At 72.3% G+C, this 17326-nt stretch carries 14 protein-coding genes and 1 rRNA gene; 7 read left to right on the forward strand and 8 right to left on the reverse strand.

Translation table 11 applies throughout. From position 1 onward, the window contains the following. Positions 1 to 71: ribosomal RNA gene (locus GA0070213_RS10700) — 16S ribosomal RNA — on the reverse strand; the annotation flags it as partial. Positions 72 to 772: 701 nt separating this feature from the next. Beyond that, positions 773 to 1030: an SCO4848 family membrane protein gene (locus GA0070213_RS10705; RefSeq protein ID WP_091062342.1), complete on the reverse strand. Its 258-nt coding sequence runs from the start codon at positions 1028 to 1030 to the stop codon at positions 773 to 775. A 208-nt stretch (positions 1031 to 1238) separates the two neighbouring features. On the opposite strand from GA0070213_RS10705, the gene GA0070213_RS10710 reads away from it, so the two are divergent. From GA0070213_RS10710 to argS, 3 genes are all read left to right on the forward strand, one after another. After that, the gene (locus tag GA0070213_RS10710) at positions 1239 to 1682 is read left to right on the forward strand and encodes a PRC-barrel domain-containing protein (RefSeq protein WP_091061539.1); all 444 of its coding nucleotides are present in this window, start codon (positions 1239 to 1241) and stop codon (positions 1680 to 1682) included. Positions 1683 to 1970: 288 nt separating this feature from the next. After that, positions 1971 to 3029, forward strand: coding sequence for a tryptophan--tRNA ligase (gene trpS, locus GA0070213_RS10715; RefSeq protein WP_091061541.1), 1059 nt, complete (start codon positions 1971 to 1973; stop codon positions 3027 to 3029). Between the two features lie 280 nt (positions 3030 to 3309). Beyond that, the gene (gene argS / locus GA0070213_RS10720; RefSeq protein ID WP_091061543.1) at positions 3310 to 5028 is read left to right on the forward strand and encodes an arginine--tRNA ligase; all 1719 of its coding nucleotides are present in this window, start codon (positions 3310 to 3312) and stop codon (positions 5026 to 5028) included. Between the two features lie 10 nt (positions 5029 to 5038). Here the strand turns inward: argS and GA0070213_RS10725 are convergent, their stop codons facing one another. Next, a complete protein-coding gene (locus GA0070213_RS10725) occupies positions 5039 to 5404 on the reverse strand; it encodes a VOC family protein (RefSeq protein ID WP_091061545.1) in 366 nt (121 codons plus the stop codon). 225 nt (positions 5405 to 5629) lie between these two features. On the opposite strand from GA0070213_RS10725, the gene GA0070213_RS10730 reads away from it, so the two are divergent. Continuing rightward, positions 5630 to 8227, forward strand: a complete 2598-nt coding sequence (locus GA0070213_RS10730; RefSeq protein ID WP_175441296.1) for a carbohydrate binding domain-containing protein — start codon at positions 5630 to 5632, stop codon at positions 8225 to 8227. Positions 8228 to 8338: 111 nt separating this feature from the next. Then, positions 8339 to 8857, forward strand: coding sequence for an alpha/beta hydrolase (locus tag GA0070213_RS10735; RefSeq protein ID WP_091061550.1), 519 nt, complete (start codon positions 8339 to 8341; stop codon positions 8855 to 8857). Here GA0070213_RS10735 and GA0070213_RS10740 read toward each other — a convergent pair. Next, positions 8854 to 9144, reverse strand: a complete 291-nt coding sequence (locus tag GA0070213_RS10740; RefSeq protein ID WP_091061552.1) for a DUF4287 domain-containing protein — start codon at positions 9142 to 9144, stop codon at positions 8854 to 8856. The genes GA0070213_RS10735 and GA0070213_RS10740 overlap by 4 nt on opposite strands. A gap of 180 nt (positions 9145 to 9324) precedes the next feature. Between GA0070213_RS10740 and GA0070213_RS10745 the strand changes: the two genes are divergently transcribed. Both GA0070213_RS10745 and GA0070213_RS10750 read left to right on the forward strand, forming a co-directional pair. Further along, positions 9325 to 11418: a hypothetical protein gene (locus GA0070213_RS10745; RefSeq protein ID WP_091061554.1), complete on the forward strand. Its 2094-nt coding sequence runs from the start codon at positions 9325 to 9327 to the stop codon at positions 11416 to 11418. 11 nt (positions 11419 to 11429) lie between these two features. Continuing rightward, complete coding sequence (locus GA0070213_RS10750) at positions 11430 to 13688, forward strand: hypothetical protein (protein ID WP_091061556.1); 2259 nt, start codon at positions 11430 to 11432, stop codon at positions 13686 to 13688. Positions 13689 to 13734: 46 nt separating this feature from the next. Here GA0070213_RS10750 and GA0070213_RS10755 read toward each other — a convergent pair whose 3' ends face one another. The 4 genes from GA0070213_RS10755 to GA0070213_RS10770 form a co-directional block, all read right to left on the reverse strand. Beyond that, positions 13735 to 14016, reverse strand: coding sequence for an SCO0607 family lipoprotein (locus tag GA0070213_RS10755; protein WP_245716345.1), 282 nt, complete (start codon positions 14014 to 14016; stop codon positions 13735 to 13737). Between the two features lie 48 nt (positions 14017 to 14064). Then, positions 14065 to 15207: a glutathione-independent formaldehyde dehydrogenase gene (locus tag GA0070213_RS10760; protein ID WP_091061560.1), complete on the reverse strand. Its 1143-nt coding sequence runs from the start codon at positions 15205 to 15207 to the stop codon at positions 14065 to 14067. Between the two features lie 29 nt (positions 15208 to 15236). Continuing rightward, a complete protein-coding gene (locus GA0070213_RS10765; protein ID WP_091061562.1) occupies positions 15237 to 16196 on the reverse strand; it encodes a TIGR03557 family F420-dependent LLM class oxidoreductase in 960 nt (319 codons plus the stop codon). Between the two features lie 99 nt (positions 16197 to 16295). Beyond that, positions 16296 to 17270, reverse strand: coding sequence for an AraC family transcriptional regulator (locus GA0070213_RS10770; protein ID WP_091061565.1), 975 nt, complete (start codon positions 17268 to 17270; stop codon positions 16296 to 16298). Between the last annotated feature and the right edge of the window lie 56 nt (positions 17271 to 17326).

Raw genomic sequence — 17326 nt, forward strand, 5'->3', positions numbered from 1 at the left:
TTCCGCTCGACTTGCATGTGTTAAGCACGCCGCCAGCGTTCGTCCTGAGCCAGGATCAAACTCTCCAACAAAAACTTTGTCGGACACAATGTCCTGGCAACAAAAGTGTTGCCAAAGGAATCCCAACCAGACAGACCAAAGCCTGACCAGTCCGGGGTATAAAACAATTGGCACTGGCTTATCAAGCACCCTGTTGAGTTCTCAAAGAACAACCACACACCACACCGGAAACCCCACCAGGAGGCCCCCGACCCGGGGTATCTCGTCCACATCCCCGCCGCTCTCGCGCCGGGCACTTTTACTACGTTACCGCACCGTCTCCGCCGTGTCAAACCGTGTGTCCCGGTCTGTCATGCTTCATACGGGTTGGCGCCGCTGAGCCCGCGCAGCAGCGAACCGCTACGCTTGATCATCGGATTTGGCAGACCGGCCGCCGCGGTTTCCCGCTAGCTCGCCCGGTGCCCTGCCGGTCGACAACACTACCCGGTCGGTTCCGCTCCGCCAAATCCGCCCTGCGGCGTTTCGGCGGGCCCCGCCCGGACCGTCTCCTCGGGGGCGAACATCCCCTCCGGAACCGGTCGCCCGCTCGGATCGGCACTCCCGGGCTTTCGTCCCGTTTGCCCCGTTCCGCGCTGGCAGAGAGAAAGTTACGCGTCTGCGGGTTTGATCGTCAAATCCATGGGTAGCGTCCCGCGTCACATCATTACCGACACCCTATATCCGCAGTTCAGAACGCGTGCGTTCCCTTCGCGCGGGCCGTGCCGCCGGGCGACTAGCGGGGCCCGGTGGCGCGGCGGGCGGCACGCCAACCGCGCACGCCGAGGACGCCTGCGGTCGTACCGATGGCCAGGGACGCGGCGATGAGCAGCGCGTGCACCCAGAGGAAGCTCGTCGGCCCGCCCTCGCCGACGACGCCGGCGGACCAGGCCCGGGTGTCGTTCCAGATGGCGACCGCGAACCTCGGCCAGATGACCCAGGTCCACCCACCGACCCCGACCAGGAACAACGACCAACCACGCGAGAGAACCATGGTCGGCCAGTATGCCAGCGGCACCGGGATCGAGATGGTGCGCGCGGCGCGCGGGGCCGAATCTGCCGGCGGCACATCACCACCCGGTCTCCGGTGTGCCGATCGACCGCCACCCGGGCCTTGAGCTGGGTCGGAGGCCGAGGCGTTTCCTCGCAGGGCCCCGAGGGCACTGTCGACGATGCCGAGACGACATCGCGGAGGTGCCGACATGCAGCCGTTCAATCCTTGGGCCTGGCGGGACCCGGCCGCGCTCGCCGGAGGCTACGACCAGACCGGTCCGGACGACGTGCCACGGCAGCGCGCGGAGGGCGGCGACGACCTCGTGGACGCGCCCGGTCCGGGTACGCCGCTCGACCTCACCGGCTACCGGGTGGAGGCGACCGACGGGCGGATCGGCTCGATCGACGAGGCCAGCGAGGAGGCCGACGCCCGCTACCTGGTGGTCGACACCGGCCCGTGGATCTTCGGCAAGAAGGTGCTGCTGCCGGCCGGGACGGTGGCCCGGGTCGACCACCTGGAGCGTGTCGTGCACGTGGACCGCACCCGGGACCAGGTGAAGGACTCCCCGGCGTTCGACCCGGACGACTTCGCGCGCCCCGACTACCGGGAGCGGGTCGGCTCCTACTACTCGGAGACCTACCGGCAGGGCTGAGCCGAGAGCCGGGAGACGGGCCGCCGGGTGGCGGCCCGAACGGTTACCGTGTCAGGCATGGGCCGGTCGCGCAGGTGTGCCCCGGAGACCCCCGCCGGTCTCCCGGGCCGCGCCGTCGACGGCCGGGATCAGATCCTCGACGTTCTTCGTGCCGGTGGACTGCGGTTCCGCGCCGGCGGGCGATGGCGGCGCTCGTTCTGACGAGCCCGTTCCACCGATCCGGGTCACCCGGGTCGTTCCGCGCGTCCGCGCGTCCCGCCAACGACCGGCACGAAAGGCCCTACCACCATGTCCTCAGCACGCATGCTCACCGGCGACCGTCCGACCGGGCGGCTGCACCTCGGCCACTACGTCGGCAGCATCGCCAACCGGGTGCGGTTGCACCAGCGCTACGAGAGCTTCTTCATCATCGCCGACCTGCACATGCTCACCACGAGGAACACCCGCGCCGACATCGAGCAGGTGGCCCGCAACGCCCGCGAGATGGTCACCGACGTCCTCGCCGCCGGCGTCGAGCCGGAGCGCGCCACGTTCTACCTCCAGTCGGCGATCCCCGAGGTCGGCGACCTGAACACGCTGTTCCAGAACCTGGTCACGGTGCCGCGCCTGGAGCGGGTGCCGTCGCTCAAGGAGATGACCCGGGACGCCGGCAAGGACGAGATGCCGTACGGGCTGCTCGGCTATCCCGTCCTCCAGGCGGCCGACATCCTCTGCGTGAAGGGGCAGGTCGTGCCGGTGGGGAAGGACAACGCCGCGCACGTCGAGGTGACCCGGGAGATCGCCCGCCGCTTCAACCACCTCTACGGCGAGGTCTTCCCGGTGCCCGACATGATCATGTCCGAGACGCCCACGCTCGTCGGCACCGACGGGGCCGGGAAGATGGGCAAGAGCAAGGGGAACGCGATCGCGCTCGCCGACGACGCGGCGACCGTGCGGCGCAAGGTGACGGGGATGTACACCGACCCGAACCGGGTGCGCGCCGACGTGCCGGGCACGGTCGAGGGGAACCCGGTCTTCGCGTACCACGACGTGTTCAACCCCGACCGGGCGCAGGTCGAGGACCTCAAGACGCGATACCGGGCGGGGCGGGTCGGTGACGTCGAGGTCAAGGAGGCGCTCGCCGCCGCGCTCAACCGCTTCCTCGATCCGATCCGGGAGCGCCGGGCCCGGTTCGAGGCACAGTCCGGCCTGGTCGACGAGCTGATCGTCGCCGGCACCGAACGGACCCGGGCGCAGGTGCACGCCACGCTCGTCGAGGTCCGCCGGGCGATGGGCCTGACCAGCGCGTACACCCAGGTGCGGCGGCGGGCCGAGCGCTACCGCAAGGCCGCCGCCACGCCGGCCTGACCAGCCGGGTACACCGACCGGCCGGTCCGGGTTACGCGCTTGCGCCACCCCCGGGCCGGCCGGTTACGCTGCCGGCATGAGCAGCTCGCAGGCGTACCCGACGGCGTCCCCCGACGTCCGGCTCGGCGCGCTGCGACGCCGGCGGTCCCGCGACCGCCTGCGCTGAGCCTTCCTCTCCTGCGACCGGCGGATCGAGCCGCCGGTCGTCGTCGATCGTCCTCGCTCCGCAGCCTTCCCATCCGGTGATCCGCGCGGCGGATCGAGCGAGATCGGCGTACCCATGGATCTTGAAAAGGTGTTGTCCGACCGGCTGGCGCCGGCGTTCGCGGCGGTGGCCGGCGGGCCGGTGGACCCGGTGGTGCGGCGCTCGCAGCACGCGGACTTCCAGTCCGACGCGGCGCTCGCGCTGGCCCGTCGGCTCGACCGGTCGCCGCGGGCGATCGCCGCGGAGGTACGGGACCGCGCGGAGCTGGCCGACCTCTGCGCGGCGGTGGAGGTCTCCGGGCCGGGCTTCCTCAACCTGACCGTTGCCGACCGGGCGCTCGGCGACCTGGTCTCGGCGCTGGCCGTGGACCCCCGGCTCGGGGTGCCGGTGGCCGACGAGCCGGAGACCGTGGTGGTCGACTACTCGGCGCCGAACGTGGCCAAGGAGATGCACGTCGGCCACCTGCGCTCGACCGTGATCGGGGACGCGGCGGCGCGGTTGCTGGAGTGGCTGGGCCACAGGGTGCGGCGGGCCAACCACCTCGGCGACTGGGGAACGCCGTTCGGCATGCTGATCGAGCACCTGGTCGACAGGGGTGAGGCGGAGGCCGCGCAGGAGCTGTCGATGGGTGACCTGGACGCGTTCTACACGGCGGCGCGGGCGAAGTTCGACGACGACGAGGCGTTCCGGGAGCGGTCGCGGCTGCGGGTGGTGGCGTTGCAGGGCGGCGACCCGGCGACGGTGCGGCTGTGGCGGCTGCTGGTGGCGCAGTCCGAGAGCTACTTCCTGACCGTCTACGACCTGCTCGACGTCACCCTCTCCCGGGCGGACTTCCGGGGCGAGAGCAGCTACCACGACCTGCTCGCGCCGACGGTCGCCGAGTTGGACCGGCTGGGCCTGCTGCGGCGCAGCGACGGCGCGGACTGCGTGTTCCCGCCCGGGTCGGTGGGCCGGGACGGCGAGCCGCTGCCGCTGATCGTGCGCAAGTCGGACGGCGGCTACGGCTACCCGGCGACCGACCTGGCCGCGTTGCGGCACCGGACCGGCACGCTGGGCGCGACCCGGCTGCTCTACGTGGTCGGGCTGCCGCAGCGGCGGCACTTCGAGATGGTCTTCGCTTCCGCCGGGCAGGCGGGTTGGCTGGCCCCGCCGGCCCGGGCCGAGCACGTCGGGTTCGGGTCCATCCTGGGGCCGGACGGGCGGATGCTGCGCAGCCGGGCCGGCGGGGCGGTGAAGCTGGTCGGGTTGCTGACCGAGGCGGTCCAGCGGGCCACGGCGCTGGCCCGCGAGCGCAACCCGGAGCTGGGCGAGGCGGAGGCGGCCGAGGTCGGGCGCGCGGTCGGCATCGGGGCGATCAAGTACGCCGACCTGTCCGGTGACCGGCACAAGGACTACGTGCTGGACTGGGAACGGATGTTGGCGCTGGACGGGAACACCGCGCCGTACCTCCAGTACGCGTACTCCCGGATTCGGTCGATCTTTCGGCGGGCCGGGGTGGCGGCCCGGCCGGACGCGGCCGTCGTGCCGACCGAGCCGGCGGAGCGGGCGCTCGCGATCGAGCTGCTCGGGTTCCCGGCGGTGGTCGACGAGGTGGCCGGCAGCCTGGAGTTCCACCACCTGGCCACCTACCTGCACCGGCTGGCGTCCGCGTTCAGCGCGTTCTATGAGCGCTGCCCGGTGCTGCGGTCCGAGGGGCCGGTGCTCCGGAGCCGGCTGGCGCTGTGCGAGGTGACCGGTCGGGTGCTCCACCAGGGCCTGCACCTGCTCGGCATCCGCACCCCGGAGCGGTTGTGAGCGGGCCGGGTCAGCGGGGCAGCCAGGACTGCACCTCGACCACGTTGCCCTCGGGGTCGCGCAGGTAGGCGGAGCGGACGCCCCAGCCGGGACGGTCGGCCGGTTCGGCCAGGACCGTCCCGGCGGGCAGCGCGGCGACGGCGGCGTCCACGTCGGGCACCGGCACCACGACGAGCACGCCACCGTCGCCGCGACCGATCGGCAGCACGGCCTCGGCGGCCCGCCGGCCGAGCAGCGCGAGCACGGTCTCGCCTCCGGCGTCGAAGCTGGCGTACTCGAACTCGCCGACCACCTTCTCCGGATCGCCGAGCAGCGCGGTGTAGAAGGCGAGGGTGGCCGGGAAGTCGTCGGTGACGACGCGGGGATGCACGCTCATGGTCGGACCCTAGCGGCCGCCGCCGGCCATTAACCGTTTCAGGCAAGGCCGTCGACACCGTCGGACTTGTGACGTCATCGATAACGTTCGAATAACGCGATGTTTCCGGCGCTTGACGCTCGTTACCTTAACCGGTTCAGTGGCTCCTGGCGACGGCCGGACATCGACGGATGCCGTCGCCGCTCGGTCGCCGCCGGCCCCGGCGGCACAGCTGGGGAGGTTCCCATGACACTGCGCATCCGCCGGACCGCCGTCGCGCTCGTCGCCGTGCTGGCGGCCGGCGCGCTGTCCGCCCCGCCGGCGGTCGCCGGCGGCCGAACGGCGGCACCCGAACCACCGTCCCGACGCGCCGAGGCGGCGTTCGTGGTCCGCGACGGCACCCGGCTGAGCGTCGCCGGCCGGCCGTTCCGGTTCGCCGGGCCCAACATGTACTGGCTGGGCCTGGACGAGAACGTCGGCGGCACCGATCCGGCCGACCCGCCGGCCGTCGACCACCCCACCTACTTCCGGATTCGGGACGGGCTCACCACCGCCCGGCGGATGGGTGCCACCGTGGTCCGCGCCCACACGCTCGGCGTCTCCACCGGGAACCCGAAGTCGCTCGAACCCGCGCTCGGCCAGTTCAACCCGGAGGCGTTCGACCGCATCGACTACGCGGTCGCCGAGGCGCGCCGGCAGGGGCTGCGGCTGATCGTCCCGCTCACCGACAACTGGCAGTACTACCACGGGGGCCGCTACGACTTCCTGCGCTGGCTCGGCCTGAGCACCGACGACGACGGGGCGCTGTTCTACACCGATCCCGGCGCCCGGGCCGCGTTCAAGCAGTACGTCCACACGCTGCTCACGCACGTCAACCGCTACACCGGCAAGCGGTACACCGACGATCCGACGATCATGGCGTGGGAACTGGGCAACGAACTCAACGGGATGACCGCCGACTGGGTCGACGACGTCGCCGGGCACGTCAAGGCGCTCGCCCCCCGGCAACTCGTCGCCGCCGGCAGCCAGCACGGCACCGACCCCGCGGTCCTGGCCTCGCCGCACGTCGACATCAGCGACTCGCACTACTATCCGCCCACCGCCGCCGGCATCGCGGCCGACGCCGCCGCGGCCACCGCCGCCGGCAAGGTCTACCTCGCCGGCGAGTTCGGCTCCGGCCAGGCCACCGACGACCTGCTGGACCAGGTCGCGGCCAACCCGGACGTGAGCGGCGCGCTGTTCTGGTCGCTCTTCGGCCACCACGACCACTCCGGCTTCGTGCCGCACGGCGACGGCTTCACCGTGCACTACCCGGGCGACACCCCGGCGATGCGGGAGGCCGTCTCCGCGCTGACCCGCTTCGCCGGGAAGATGTCCGGTCGCCCGGCGCCGGCGGTGACCGGTGACCGCCCGCTGCTGACCGCGATCGACGCCGACTACGGCATCACCACGCTGCGCTGGCGGGGCACCGCGGGCGCCGCCGGCTACCTGGTGCAGCGACGGGGCCCCGGCGGGGCCTGGGCCACCGTCAGCGGCACCCGGCCGCTGAGCGCCGACGACGCGCCCTGGTACGACCTGACCACGCCCGTCGGCCGGGTCACCTACCGGGTGGTGGCGGTCGACGGCACCGGCGCCGCCGTGGCCGTCTCCCCGCCGGTCGGCACCGACCCCACCGCCGACCAGACGTTCGACCCGCTCGAGGACTGGTTCGTCACCGCCGGGCACAGCGACTCGCTGCGCCGCACGCCGACCGCCGGCGGGGTGCTGGTCGCGCCGGCACGAGGCCGGCCGGGTGAACTGCGTTACCAGCGGGACGACCTGACCGCCGCCACGATCACGGTCGCCTCGGCCGGGCGGCCGAAGGCCGTGGTCGAGGTGTCCGCCGACGGCACGACCGGGTGGCGCGCGGTGCGGCCCCGGATCGACAAGGCCGGCCACGGGCGGTACACGCTCTCCGTCACCGGCCTGCGCGACGTCGACGGCATCCGGGTGGTGTGGCGACGGGACGCCCGGTTCGCGGTCGCCTCGGTCGCGTTGTCCGCCCGGTCGGACTCGGTGACGAGCAGCGCGCCGGGCGCGTTCGCGCTGACCGCGCCGGCACCGGACGCGACCGGGGTGAGCCGGCTGGCGGCGCTGGACTGGTCCGCCGCGCCGGGCGCCGCCTACTACTCGCTGACCGTGTCCGAGCACGCCGACCTCAGCGCCCCGCTGGTGGCGGTGTCCGGCCTGCGTACCCCCGGTTTCACGCCGACCACGGCGTGGCCCGCCGGGGTCACCCTGCACGTGCGGGTCACCGCCACCAACGGGTACGGCTCGACCAGCGCGAACGCCGCGTTCACCACCCGCGCCGACCTGCCCGGGGTGGTGGTCGACGACTTCGACACCTACCCGTCGGACGAGGCGCTGACCGCCGCCTACCCGCGCAACACCGGCGGCGACCCGATCACCACCACGCTGGCCCCGGCCGGCGAGGGCAGCGGGCACAGCATGCGGCTGAGCTGGACCCCCGGTGCCAGCGGCTACGCGGGCGTCATCCACAACCTGCCCGCGGCGCAGGACTGGCGCGGCACCACCGGGCTGCGGATGTGGGTCGAGCCGGGCGCGGACGGGCAGCAGCTGACCGTCCAGTTCGTCGCGTCCGGCTTCTACTGGGAGAAGACGCTGACGTTCACCGGGACCGAGCCGCGCGTGGTGGAGGTGCCGTTCGCCGACTTCGCCCCGCCGCCGTGGGCCACGCCCGGCCCGCTCGACCTGGGAGCGGTCACGCAGTTGTCGCTCTACCCCGGCGGCGCGACCGGTCCGAGCAGCCTGCGCCTGGACTCCCTGGGCGCGTACGCGAGGTGACCACGGGTGTCGGGCCGGGGTCGTCGTGCCCCCGGCCCGACGCCGTTTCGGGGGCCCGTGTCACCCGGTGAGCGGCTAGCGTGACCATCGACCGACGCGAGGGAGGCGACCATGGCGGATCGACGGGCGGTGCTCGCACCCGGGCGCGGCTACGACACCCGGGGCCCGCTCTTCGTCTATCTCGGTGAGGCGTTGCGCCGGCTCGGCTTCGAGGTGCACGAGGTCACCTGGCAGCGGCTGGACGAGCTGCGGCCGGAGGCGGCGTCCGGCTTCGTGGCCGAGCAGCTCACGCCGGTCCTGGACGACGGTGTCGACCTGCTGGTCGGCAAGTCGCTGGGCAGCTTCGCCGCCCCGCTCGCCGCCGACCGGGGCATCCGGTCGGTCTGGCTGACACCGTTGCTGGACGACCCGGCCGTCCGCGAGCCGGTCGGCCGCGCCACCGCGCCGTTCCTGCTGGCCGGCGGCACCGCCGACTCGATGTGGAACGGTGAGGTGGCCCGCCGGCTCAGCCCGTACGTGGTCGAGGTGGCGGACGCCGACCACTCGATGATGGTGCCGGGTCCGCTGGCCCGCTCCGCCGAGGCCCTCGGCCGGGTCTGCACCGCCGTCGAGGAGTTCGCGGCCGGTTAGGCCGGCCGGGTGGCCTGGCCGTCCAGCCAGAGCGTGTCACCGGCGTCGCGGTGCGTGCCGGTGGAGCCGACATGCTTGGCGCTGATCCGTGGTCCGTTCTTGATCACGTGGACCAGGGCCATGGCGTGCCCGCGTCCCAGCCCGTAGTCGTTCTTCAGCCAGTCCACGATGACACCCGCCTTCACACCTGCCTCCGCGTAACCGCGTCGCTCCGCCTCCTGGACGAGCGCGCGTGGGGTCTTGCCGGTCCGGTTCTCGATCGCGTCGAGGTACGCCTGAAAGGACATGCCCACAGCCTGCTTCCCCGCCCGGCGATGATCAACGCCTGGCCGTGACACAAGCGTTGCCCCTGAGTCAACGATCAGCTGTCCGGATCTGACCGGTCTGTCGCCGCCCGGATGTCGGGATCGCGACCCAGCACTACCGCCTGGGATTCCCGGGCCCGACAGTGCACACGGCTGGAGGGGGTGGGGGAATTGGGGCAGCCGACCGGCGAGTCCGTCATGATCCGGGACTGGTTCAGCGTGCCACGGGTGTCCGCCGGGGACCGGGCCGCGATCTACGGCGAGCGCACCCAGGATCCCCGGGTGGAGTTCGTCGCGCTGACCGTCAGGTACTGGATCGACGCGCACGCCACCCGGTCGATGACCCGCGAGCGCGTGCTCCAGGCGATGGCCGGCCGGATCACCGCCGACAACGTCTGGGACCTGGTCCGGATGCTGGCCCGGCTGGGGTTGGCCGACGAGTTCTTCGACCTGGCCGCCTCCGACGTCGACAACGACGGCGCGTTCCGCCGCTTCCTGCTCGGGCTGGACCCGGTGCTGATCGACGCGATCCGCCACTACGACGCGTGGAGCGGGATCAACCCGAAGGTGTTCCTGGACGGCTTCTTCGTGGGTGTCGGGGAGTCCGTCGCCACGGTCGTGGTCGACCTGGGCAAGCTCGTGCAGCTGATCGGCCACCTCCAGCAGGAGCAGATGAAGACGCTGATCGTGCTGACCGTCGACCCGGAGGCCGGGCTGGCCCGGCTCGCCGACCAGGCCACGGTGCTCCGCGAGGCGCTGGCCGGGATCGTCACCGCGCTGGACCCGACCACCGTGCCCGAGCGGCTCCTGGCGCTGTGGCGCGGCTGGGTCGCCGAGTTCGCCCGGCACCTGGAGAACCTCGACCCGTTCTCCGCCGGCAAGCTGCTCGGTCGCATCGCCGGCGACCTCTACCAGCTCCTGACCAGCCTGGTGCACCTGGTTCGGCTGCTCGGCGGCGTGGCGGTGCGCGCCGCGGTCCGCTACGTGCCGTTGCTGATCGTCGGCGCCCGCCAGGCCGCCGCCGACATCCGGCTGCTGACCGGCCGGATCGCCGCGCTGCTCGTCGCGGTCGGGCGGGCGGCGATCCTCGCCACCCCGCAGGTCGGGCTGGCGGTGCTGCGCACGCTCTTCCCGCCGAAGGTGCTGGAGGCGCTGTTCCGGCAGGGCCGGGCGCTGCTCGCCGACGCCGAACTGACCCTGACCGTGTTCAACCAGGCGGCGCACGCCGAGGCGTTCGCCGGGGCCGGCGCCGGCGCCCGGCTCAGCGCGATGGTCAGCGCGGACGGCAAGCCGCTGCTGATGGCGTGCATGTCGGAGACGGTGTCGTCGGCCGGCCGCTCGGCCAGCCGGGCCGAGCTGAACGAGGCACTCGACGAGATCATCAAGCGGATCGAGGACCTGCGCGAACTGAAGCCGCCCAAGGCGCCCCGCGACATCCGGGCCGCCGCGGTGCGCGCCGCCATCGCCAAGCAACTGGAACAGCGCCTGACCACCGTGTTCAACCGGGTCCTGCAGACCGTGGCGTACGAGGAGTTCCGCGCGCTGCGCAAGGCCGGGCAGGCACAGCCCTGGCGGCTCGGCCAGGCGGTGCACCGGCGGATGGCCGCCGAGATCACCCAGCTCCTCGGCGGTTCGCCCGGGCTTCAGCCGTTCGCGGAGAAGTCGCTAGCCACCGTGGTCGAGACGATCGCCAAGGCCAACCCGGAGCTGGGCGCGGCGATGCGGGGCTCGGAGACGGTGCTGCGGCAGACGGTGGCGCAGATGCTGCTCGGCCACCCGGACCGGGACCTGCTGCTGCGTCTCGTCGGCTTCACCGGCAGCCCGTCCGCCAAGGGCGCGGAGAAGGCGCTCGCCTCCCACCTCGCCGAGCGGTTCGGGTGGAAGGCGTCCACCACCGTCGGCGAACTCCGCTCCGACCTGCTGCTGGTCGACCCGGAGGCGGCCCGGGTGACGAACGTCGACTGGACCTCGTCGACGAAGCTGGAGCGCTTCGAGAAGACCTGGGGCACGGTCGCCGACGACCTGGGCGAGACGTTCGACGGCCGGTGGGAGGCGCTCGCCGAGGCGTACGGGCGGGCCGCCAAGGGCGGGGTGCCGGAGCAGGTCGTCGCCGGCCTGGAGGAGCTGACCGCGCACGCCGTGCGGGAGACGGTCGTCCGGCAGGCCGCCCTCAGCCAGTTGTTCCCCGGGTTCTTCGTCACGTCGCACGAGATGACGTACCAGGGCCTGCACTCGCTGTTCAAGATTCCACTGTAGAAGGAGCACCGATGGGAAGAGTCGTCGTCGCCGAGGCCGATCCGGCGACGCTGGGGTTCAGCAGCGCACCCTCCGACCGCTACGTCTACTCGAACTACTTCGTGCCCGTGCAGCTCACCTTCGGTGACGGCGAGACGCCGGTGCTGCCGTTCTACGTGAAGCAGGCGTTGATCGAGGCCACCCGCTACGGCGGGCTCTCCCGGGACCGGCTGCCGCACCTGCTGAAGGAACTCGGCCTGTCCGAGGTGTGGAAGGCCAACGGGATGGACGCCGCCGAGGACGCGCTGCCCGGGACCGACTCGGGCATGGCGTACCGCGAGCCGCCGGCCCGCCGCCAGACGGTGCTCGGCGACCAGGAGGCGGAGTTCGTCGCCGGGCTGCTCCAGTCCGACGTCGGCATCGCGTTCCTCGACCGGACCCGGATCCGCCCGGTGGGCTTCGCACTCGGCGAGCACGTCTACGCGCTGGCGCTCGCCCCCGGCGAGGAGGCCGTGCTGGAACAGCGCACCTACACCAAGCGTGAGCTGACCCTGGAGGAGCAGAACGAGACGGAGCAGCAGACCGACATCGAGCTGACCAGCGCGCTCACCACCGAACTCCAGGAGGGCTTCGAGCGGCAGAAGTCGCTGACCGACACCTGGGGGCTCAACGCCAGCCACACCGGGCAGTACACCAGCCCGACCGGGGTGTGGGGCACGTTCAACGCCAGCCACACCATCGGCTACACCCGCAGCGTCACGGCGGCGAGCCAGGAGACCAGCCGCCGCGCGGTCAAGGACAGCCAGAGCGCCACCTCGAAGGTCGCCGCCCGCTACCGCACCCAGCACAAGACCGACTTCAAGCTGGTGAGCGAGACCGGCATGGAGTCGACGTCGAAGCGGACCGTCCGCAACCCGAACCGGGTCACCCCGATCACGCTGCACTACTTCAAGGTGCTGCAGCGGCTCGAACTGGCCCACGAGCGGTACGGCGCGCGGGTGTGCTGGGCGCCGACGGTCAAGGACCCGGCCCTCGCCTTCGCCCGGAAGATCACCGACGGGCGGCAGCGGATCCGCGAGAACGCGCTCACCGCACTGCCCCCGATGCCGGTCAAGCCGGAGCGGCCGGCGCCCGGCGCGCCGGCCGCGGTGGAGACCCGCACCATCTACTCGCCGGTGGTGACGCTCGACAAGTGGGGCTTCACCGGCGACATGAGCGCCGACTACGACATCGACATCGCGTTCGACAGCGGCTGGGAGTGGGACGGCGACATCGAGACCATCAGGCAGAACCTCAACCTGATCACCCGTCGGCCGCCGTCCGGCATCGCCGCCCGGGTGGTCGGCGTGCCGCTCGTCACCGACGCCGACGGCCGCCCGGCGCTGCGGGTCCGCGTCCACGTCGGCGCCGCCAGCTGGCTCGGCGGCCCCGGCGCGGACGTGCAGCTCGCCGCCATGTTCCGGCGCACCCCGTCGGTGGTGAACCAGAACGCCGACGACGCCGCGTACAACGCGCTGGTCGCGGGTTACCTCACCGACCTGAAGGAGTGGCAGGACCGGCGCGACGAGGCGCTGGCGGACGCCGAGACGGCCGGGGACGAGTTCGAGGCCCGGCTGCGCGCCGGGTTCTCGCCGGTCAACGAGATGGTCTCGCAGATCGTCGACACCCACTTCCCGGCCAGCGTGCGGGACGAGGCGTGGGAGATCGACTTCTGGCACCGGGTCTTCGACTGGGAGCGGGCCTCGTTCGTCACGTACCCCGGCTGGTGGTCCGGTGGCGACGCCCGCGCCCCGGAGCGCGACCCCGACGACTTCCTCAACGCCAGCTGGGCGAAGCTCTACCTGCCGGTACGGGCGGGCATGGAACTGGCCGCGCTGCGGTGGATCTTCGGCAAGGCGGTGGCCACCCGGCTGTCCGGTGAGGTGGAGCGGATCCTGGCCGACTTCGTCGGCGAGCTGGCCGCGTTCCGCACCGACCACCTCGGCACCGCCGACGAGATGCCGGAGCTGACCACCGAGTGCCAGGAGGTGCCGGAGAAGGTCTACTGCCTGGCGAAGTGGAGCGAGCTGATGCCCACCGACGGCACCCACCTGGAGGTGGTGCAGGGCGCCACCACCGCCGCCGACGCGGTCACCAGCCAGGAGATCACCGACGCGGAGGCGCTGCGGGCGGCGTTGCTCGACGGCGAGGTGCAGACCAACCGGCTGCGGACCAAGGCGTACGACCAGTTCACCGAGCCGGCCGACGTCGACATCCACCTCGGCGCCGCGCCCGGCGCGCCGACGGCGTAGGGGACCGGCGCACCGGCCCGGCGATCCGCTCGCCGGGCCGGTGCGCTCAGCGCTCCACGATGGTGTTGTTCTCGTCGATGCCGTGGGTGCGCCAGTAGACGTCCCACTCGTCGTCGACGTGCTGCGGCACCTTGCCCTCCGGATAGCGGACGTAGGGCGGGGTCGGCTCCTGACCGTCCGGGAAGCAGGCGCTGCCGCCCTGGGCGCCGACCGCGATGGCCGGGTATTCGCCGCTGCCGCAGATGGACTCCTCGAACGAGCAGCCGGCGGTGAGCATCAGCGCGCTCAGGCCGACCGCGGCCAGGGCGATCGAGATTCGGGTTCGCATGGGGAGAATTCTGGTCGCCCCGAGCGCTCCCGCCATCCGTACGCGTACTCAGTCGTTGGGGTGCAGCAGCACCTTCGTCCAGCCGTGCTCGCGCCGGTCGAAGTGCCCGTACGCCTCCGGCGCCTCGGCCAGCGGCAGCTCGTGCGAGACGAGGAACGACGGCTGGGCGCGGCCGGCGATGATCAGGTCGCGGAGCTGCCGGTTGTAGCGCATCACCGGGGCCTGGCCGGTGCCCATCCGCTGGCCCTTCGTGAAGAAGGTGCCGTACTGCCAGCCGATGCGACCCTCCCGCGCCTGCTTGTCCGGGCCGTTCGGGTCCTGCGGCACGTAGACCCCGACCACACCGATCCCGCCGGTCGAGCGGACCACGTCGACCAGGTTGTCCAGCACCAGCTCCGGGTGCTCGTCGCCGGACGGGTCGTGGGCCTGGTAGCCGACGGCCTCCACGCCGCAGTCGGCGCCCACGCCGTCGGTGGCGTCCATGATCTGCTGGACCGGGTCGCCCTCGGCGAAGTTGACCGGGATCGCGCCGAGCTTGCCGGCCATGGCCAGGCGGTCGGTCTCCTTGTCCACCACGAACACCCGGTCGGCGCCCTTGATCATCGCGCTGTGGGCGGCCATCAGCCCGACCGGGCCGGCGCCGAACACGGCGACCGTGTCGCCCGGGGCCTGCCCGGCGAGTTCGGTGCCGTGCCAGCCGGTCGGGAAGATGTCCGACAGCATGGTGAAGTCGTTCTCGTGCTCGGTGCCGGACGGCAGGCGCAGCAGGTTGAAGTCGGCGTACGGCACCCGCAGGAACTGGGCCTGCCCACCGTCGTACGGGCCCATGTTGGCGTAGCCGTAGGCCGCGCCGTCCATCCCCTCGGTCGGGTTGGTGCGCAGGCAGAAGCTGGTCCAGCCGTGCAGGCAGTTGCGGCAGGTGCCGCAGGCGATGTTGAACGGCACGGAGACCCGGTCGCCGACCTTGATCCGGGTGAGCGCGTCGCCGACCGCCTCGACGACGCCCATGTTCTCGTGGCCGAGGATCTTGCCTTCCTCGACCGAGGTGCGTCCCTCGTACATGTGCAGGTCGGACCCGCAGATGTTGGTGGTGGTGATGCGGATGATCGCGTCGGTGGGCGCCTGGATGGTCGGGTCGGGCCGGTCCTCGACGACGACGTCGCGGGGGCCGCGGTAGACAAGAGCCTTCACAGTGGATCTCCAGATCGGTCGAGGACGGGTCAGCCGAGGGCGCGGAGGCGCTCGGCGAGGGTGTCGCGGTAGAAGTCGATGAAGCCGTCCGGGTCCGGGCCGGCGTTCTGCAGCACGAGATGGTCGAAGCCGGCGTCGACGTACGTGCGCACCGCCGCCACGTGGGTGTCCGGGTCGGGGCCGACCGCGAACTGCTGCCGGATGTCGCCCTCGGTGACGGTGCGGGAGGCGGCCTCGAAGTTCACCGGGTTCGGCAGTTCGGCCATCACCTTCCAGCCGGTCACCGCCCACCGGCTGGTCTCCCAGGCCGCCCGTACCGCCTGCTGCTCGTCGGGCGCCCAGGCCACCGGCACCTCGGCGTAGCGCGGGCCGTCACCGCCGCCGGACCGGTACGCCTCGACCAGGTCGGGCTTCGGCTCGGTGGCGAACAGCCCGTCGCCGTACTCCGCGGCGATCCCCGCGGACACCGGACCGCTCGCGGCCACCGCGATCACCGGCGGCTCGTCGGGCAGGTCGAACACGCGCGCGTCCTCCAACTGGAGGTACTTGCCCTCGTACGACCGGTAGCCGCCGCGCCAGAGCAGCCGGATGATCTCCAGCGCCTCGCGCAGCCGCTCGTGCCGCCCCCGTACGCTCGGGAAACCCTGCCCGACGACGTGCTCGTTGAGCCGCTCCCCGGCGCCCACGCCGAGCGTGAACCGGCCGTCGGAGACGATGGCCAGGGTGGCCGCGGCCTGCGCGATGATCGCCGGGTGGTAGCGCACGGTCGGGCAGGTCACCCCGGTGGCCAGACCGATCCGCTCGGTCTTCGCGGCGATCACGCCGAAGACGGTCCAGGTGAACGACGAGTGCCCCTGCCCGTCGAGCCACGGGTGGAAGTGGTCGCTCATCTCGACGAAGTCGAAGCCCGCCTCCTCGGCCCGGACGGCCTGCCGGACGAGTTCGTTGGGCCCGAATCCCTCGCTGGCCAGCTTGTAACCGATCTTCATGGGCGCGCTTCCCGACTCTGGGGGCTTGGCTTCTCCCCTGAGCTTTCCCCTCAGGCGCGCCGGAAACAGGCGGACCGGAAAAACCTCCTGACCGTCGGCTCACGCGCGCAGCGTCTCTCCCGGGGACCGTCCGTGCGCCGCCCGGTAGTCAGCCGCGAACCGGCCCGAGTGCAGGAAACCCCAGCGACGCGCGATCGCCGTCACGGTGTCCCCGCGGGCCGGGTCGGCGGCCAGCAGGTCGCGGTGGGCCCGGTCCAGGCGGGCCTGCCGCAGGTACGCCGTCGGGGTGGTGCCGAGGTGCCGCCGGAACGCCGCCTGCAGGGCCCGGGGCGTGACGCGGGCGGCCTCGGCGATCCGGGTGGCGGTGATCGGCTCGCCGACGTGCGTCTCGATGAACGACACGGCACGGCGTACCGGACCGGCGGTGAGCCGGGCACCGCCGCTGCCGCGGGACACCGCCATCGCCGTGTTCGGGAATGTGGCCAGCGCGACCGAGGCGGCCAGGTCGGCGGCGGCGCGCGCCGCCAGCGGGCCGGCCCAGTGTTCCTCGGGCCCGGTGAAGAGCCGGTTCAGGTACGCGGTCGTGTCCTGCCAGAGTCGGCTCATCGACGCCGACACCGGCGTCATCGCCTCGAACCGGAAGTGCGCGGGGTCGATGCCCGTACGCGCCGCGGCCACCTCGGTCACCGCCGGAAGTTCCAGGTTGACGCTGTCCAGGTCGAAGTGCAGGCAGATGTTGGTCAGGGGACGGCCGACCTGGTGCAGGAGCACGTCGCCGGGACCGGTCCGTGTCACGTCCCGACCGTCGCGCGTCTCGAGCCGTCCGGCCCGCAGCGCGACGATCAACAGGTGGTCCAGTGGTTCGAGCCGGACGTCGGCGTCCATGCCGTACCGGACCCGTCCCACCACGATCGGCCCGGTGCCGGCCGCCTCCTGGCGGTAGTTGAACCGGCGGGCCACCCGGTGGAGTCGGAACTCGTGGCCGACGTAGAGCCGGCGCAGCACGTCGTGCGCCTCCGCGGCCTCGTGGGTGGCGTACGAGTAGCGGAAGGCCGGCTTGGCTTCCTGCGTCATCCTGTTCCCCTTCCCTCGGCTCGGGCGGGACCGCCCCGTCGCCGCTCCCAACGAGG

The sequence above is a fragment of the Micromonospora humi genome, from assembly GCF_900090105.1.
GTDB classification, from domain to species: Bacteria; Actinomycetota; Actinomycetes; order Mycobacteriales; family Micromonosporaceae; genus Micromonospora; species Micromonospora humi.

Excerpts from the sequence above, each read along its gene's own strand:
- argS (WP_091061543.1), top strand. The coding sequence starts at position 3,310 with ATGGATCTTGAAAAGGTGTTGTCCGACCGGCTGGCGCCGGCGTTCGCG.
- GA0070213_RS10770 (WP_091061565.1), bottom strand. The coding sequence starts at position 17,270 with ATGACGCAGGAAGCCAAGCCGGCCTTCCGCTACTCGTACGCCACCCAC.
- GA0070213_RS10755 (WP_245716345.1), bottom strand. The coding sequence starts at position 14,016 with ATGCGAACCCGAATCTCGATCGCCCTGGCCGCGGTCGGCCTGAGCGCG.
- GA0070213_RS10730 (WP_175441296.1), top strand. The coding sequence starts at position 5,630 with ATGACACTGCGCATCCGCCGGACCGCCGTCGCGCTCGTCGCCGTGCTG.
- trpS (WP_091061541.1), top strand. The coding sequence starts at position 1,971 with ATGTCCTCAGCACGCATGCTCACCGGCGACCGTCCGACCGGGCGGCTG.
- GA0070213_RS10710 (WP_091061539.1), top strand. The coding sequence starts at position 1,239 with ATGCAGCCGTTCAATCCTTGGGCCTGGCGGGACCCGGCCGCGCTCGCC.
- GA0070213_RS10725 (WP_091061545.1), bottom strand. The coding sequence starts at position 5,404 with ATGAGCGTGCATCCCCGCGTCGTCACCGACGACTTCCCGGCCACCCTC.
- GA0070213_RS10750 (WP_091061556.1), top strand. The coding sequence starts at position 11,430 with ATGGGAAGAGTCGTCGTCGCCGAGGCCGATCCGGCGACGCTGGGGTTC.
- GA0070213_RS10765 (WP_091061562.1), bottom strand. The coding sequence starts at position 16,196 with ATGAAGATCGGTTACAAGCTGGCCAGCGAGGGATTCGGGCCCAACGAA.
- GA0070213_RS10705 (WP_091062342.1), bottom strand. The coding sequence starts at position 1,030 with ATGGTTCTCTCGCGTGGTTGGTCGTTGTTCCTGGTCGGGGTCGGTGGG.
- GA0070213_RS10735 (WP_091061550.1), top strand. The coding sequence starts at position 8,339 with ATGGCGGATCGACGGGCGGTGCTCGCACCCGGGCGCGGCTACGACACC.
- GA0070213_RS10740 (WP_091061552.1), bottom strand. The coding sequence starts at position 9,144 with ATGTCCTTTCAGGCGTACCTCGACGCGATCGAGAACCGGACCGGCAAG.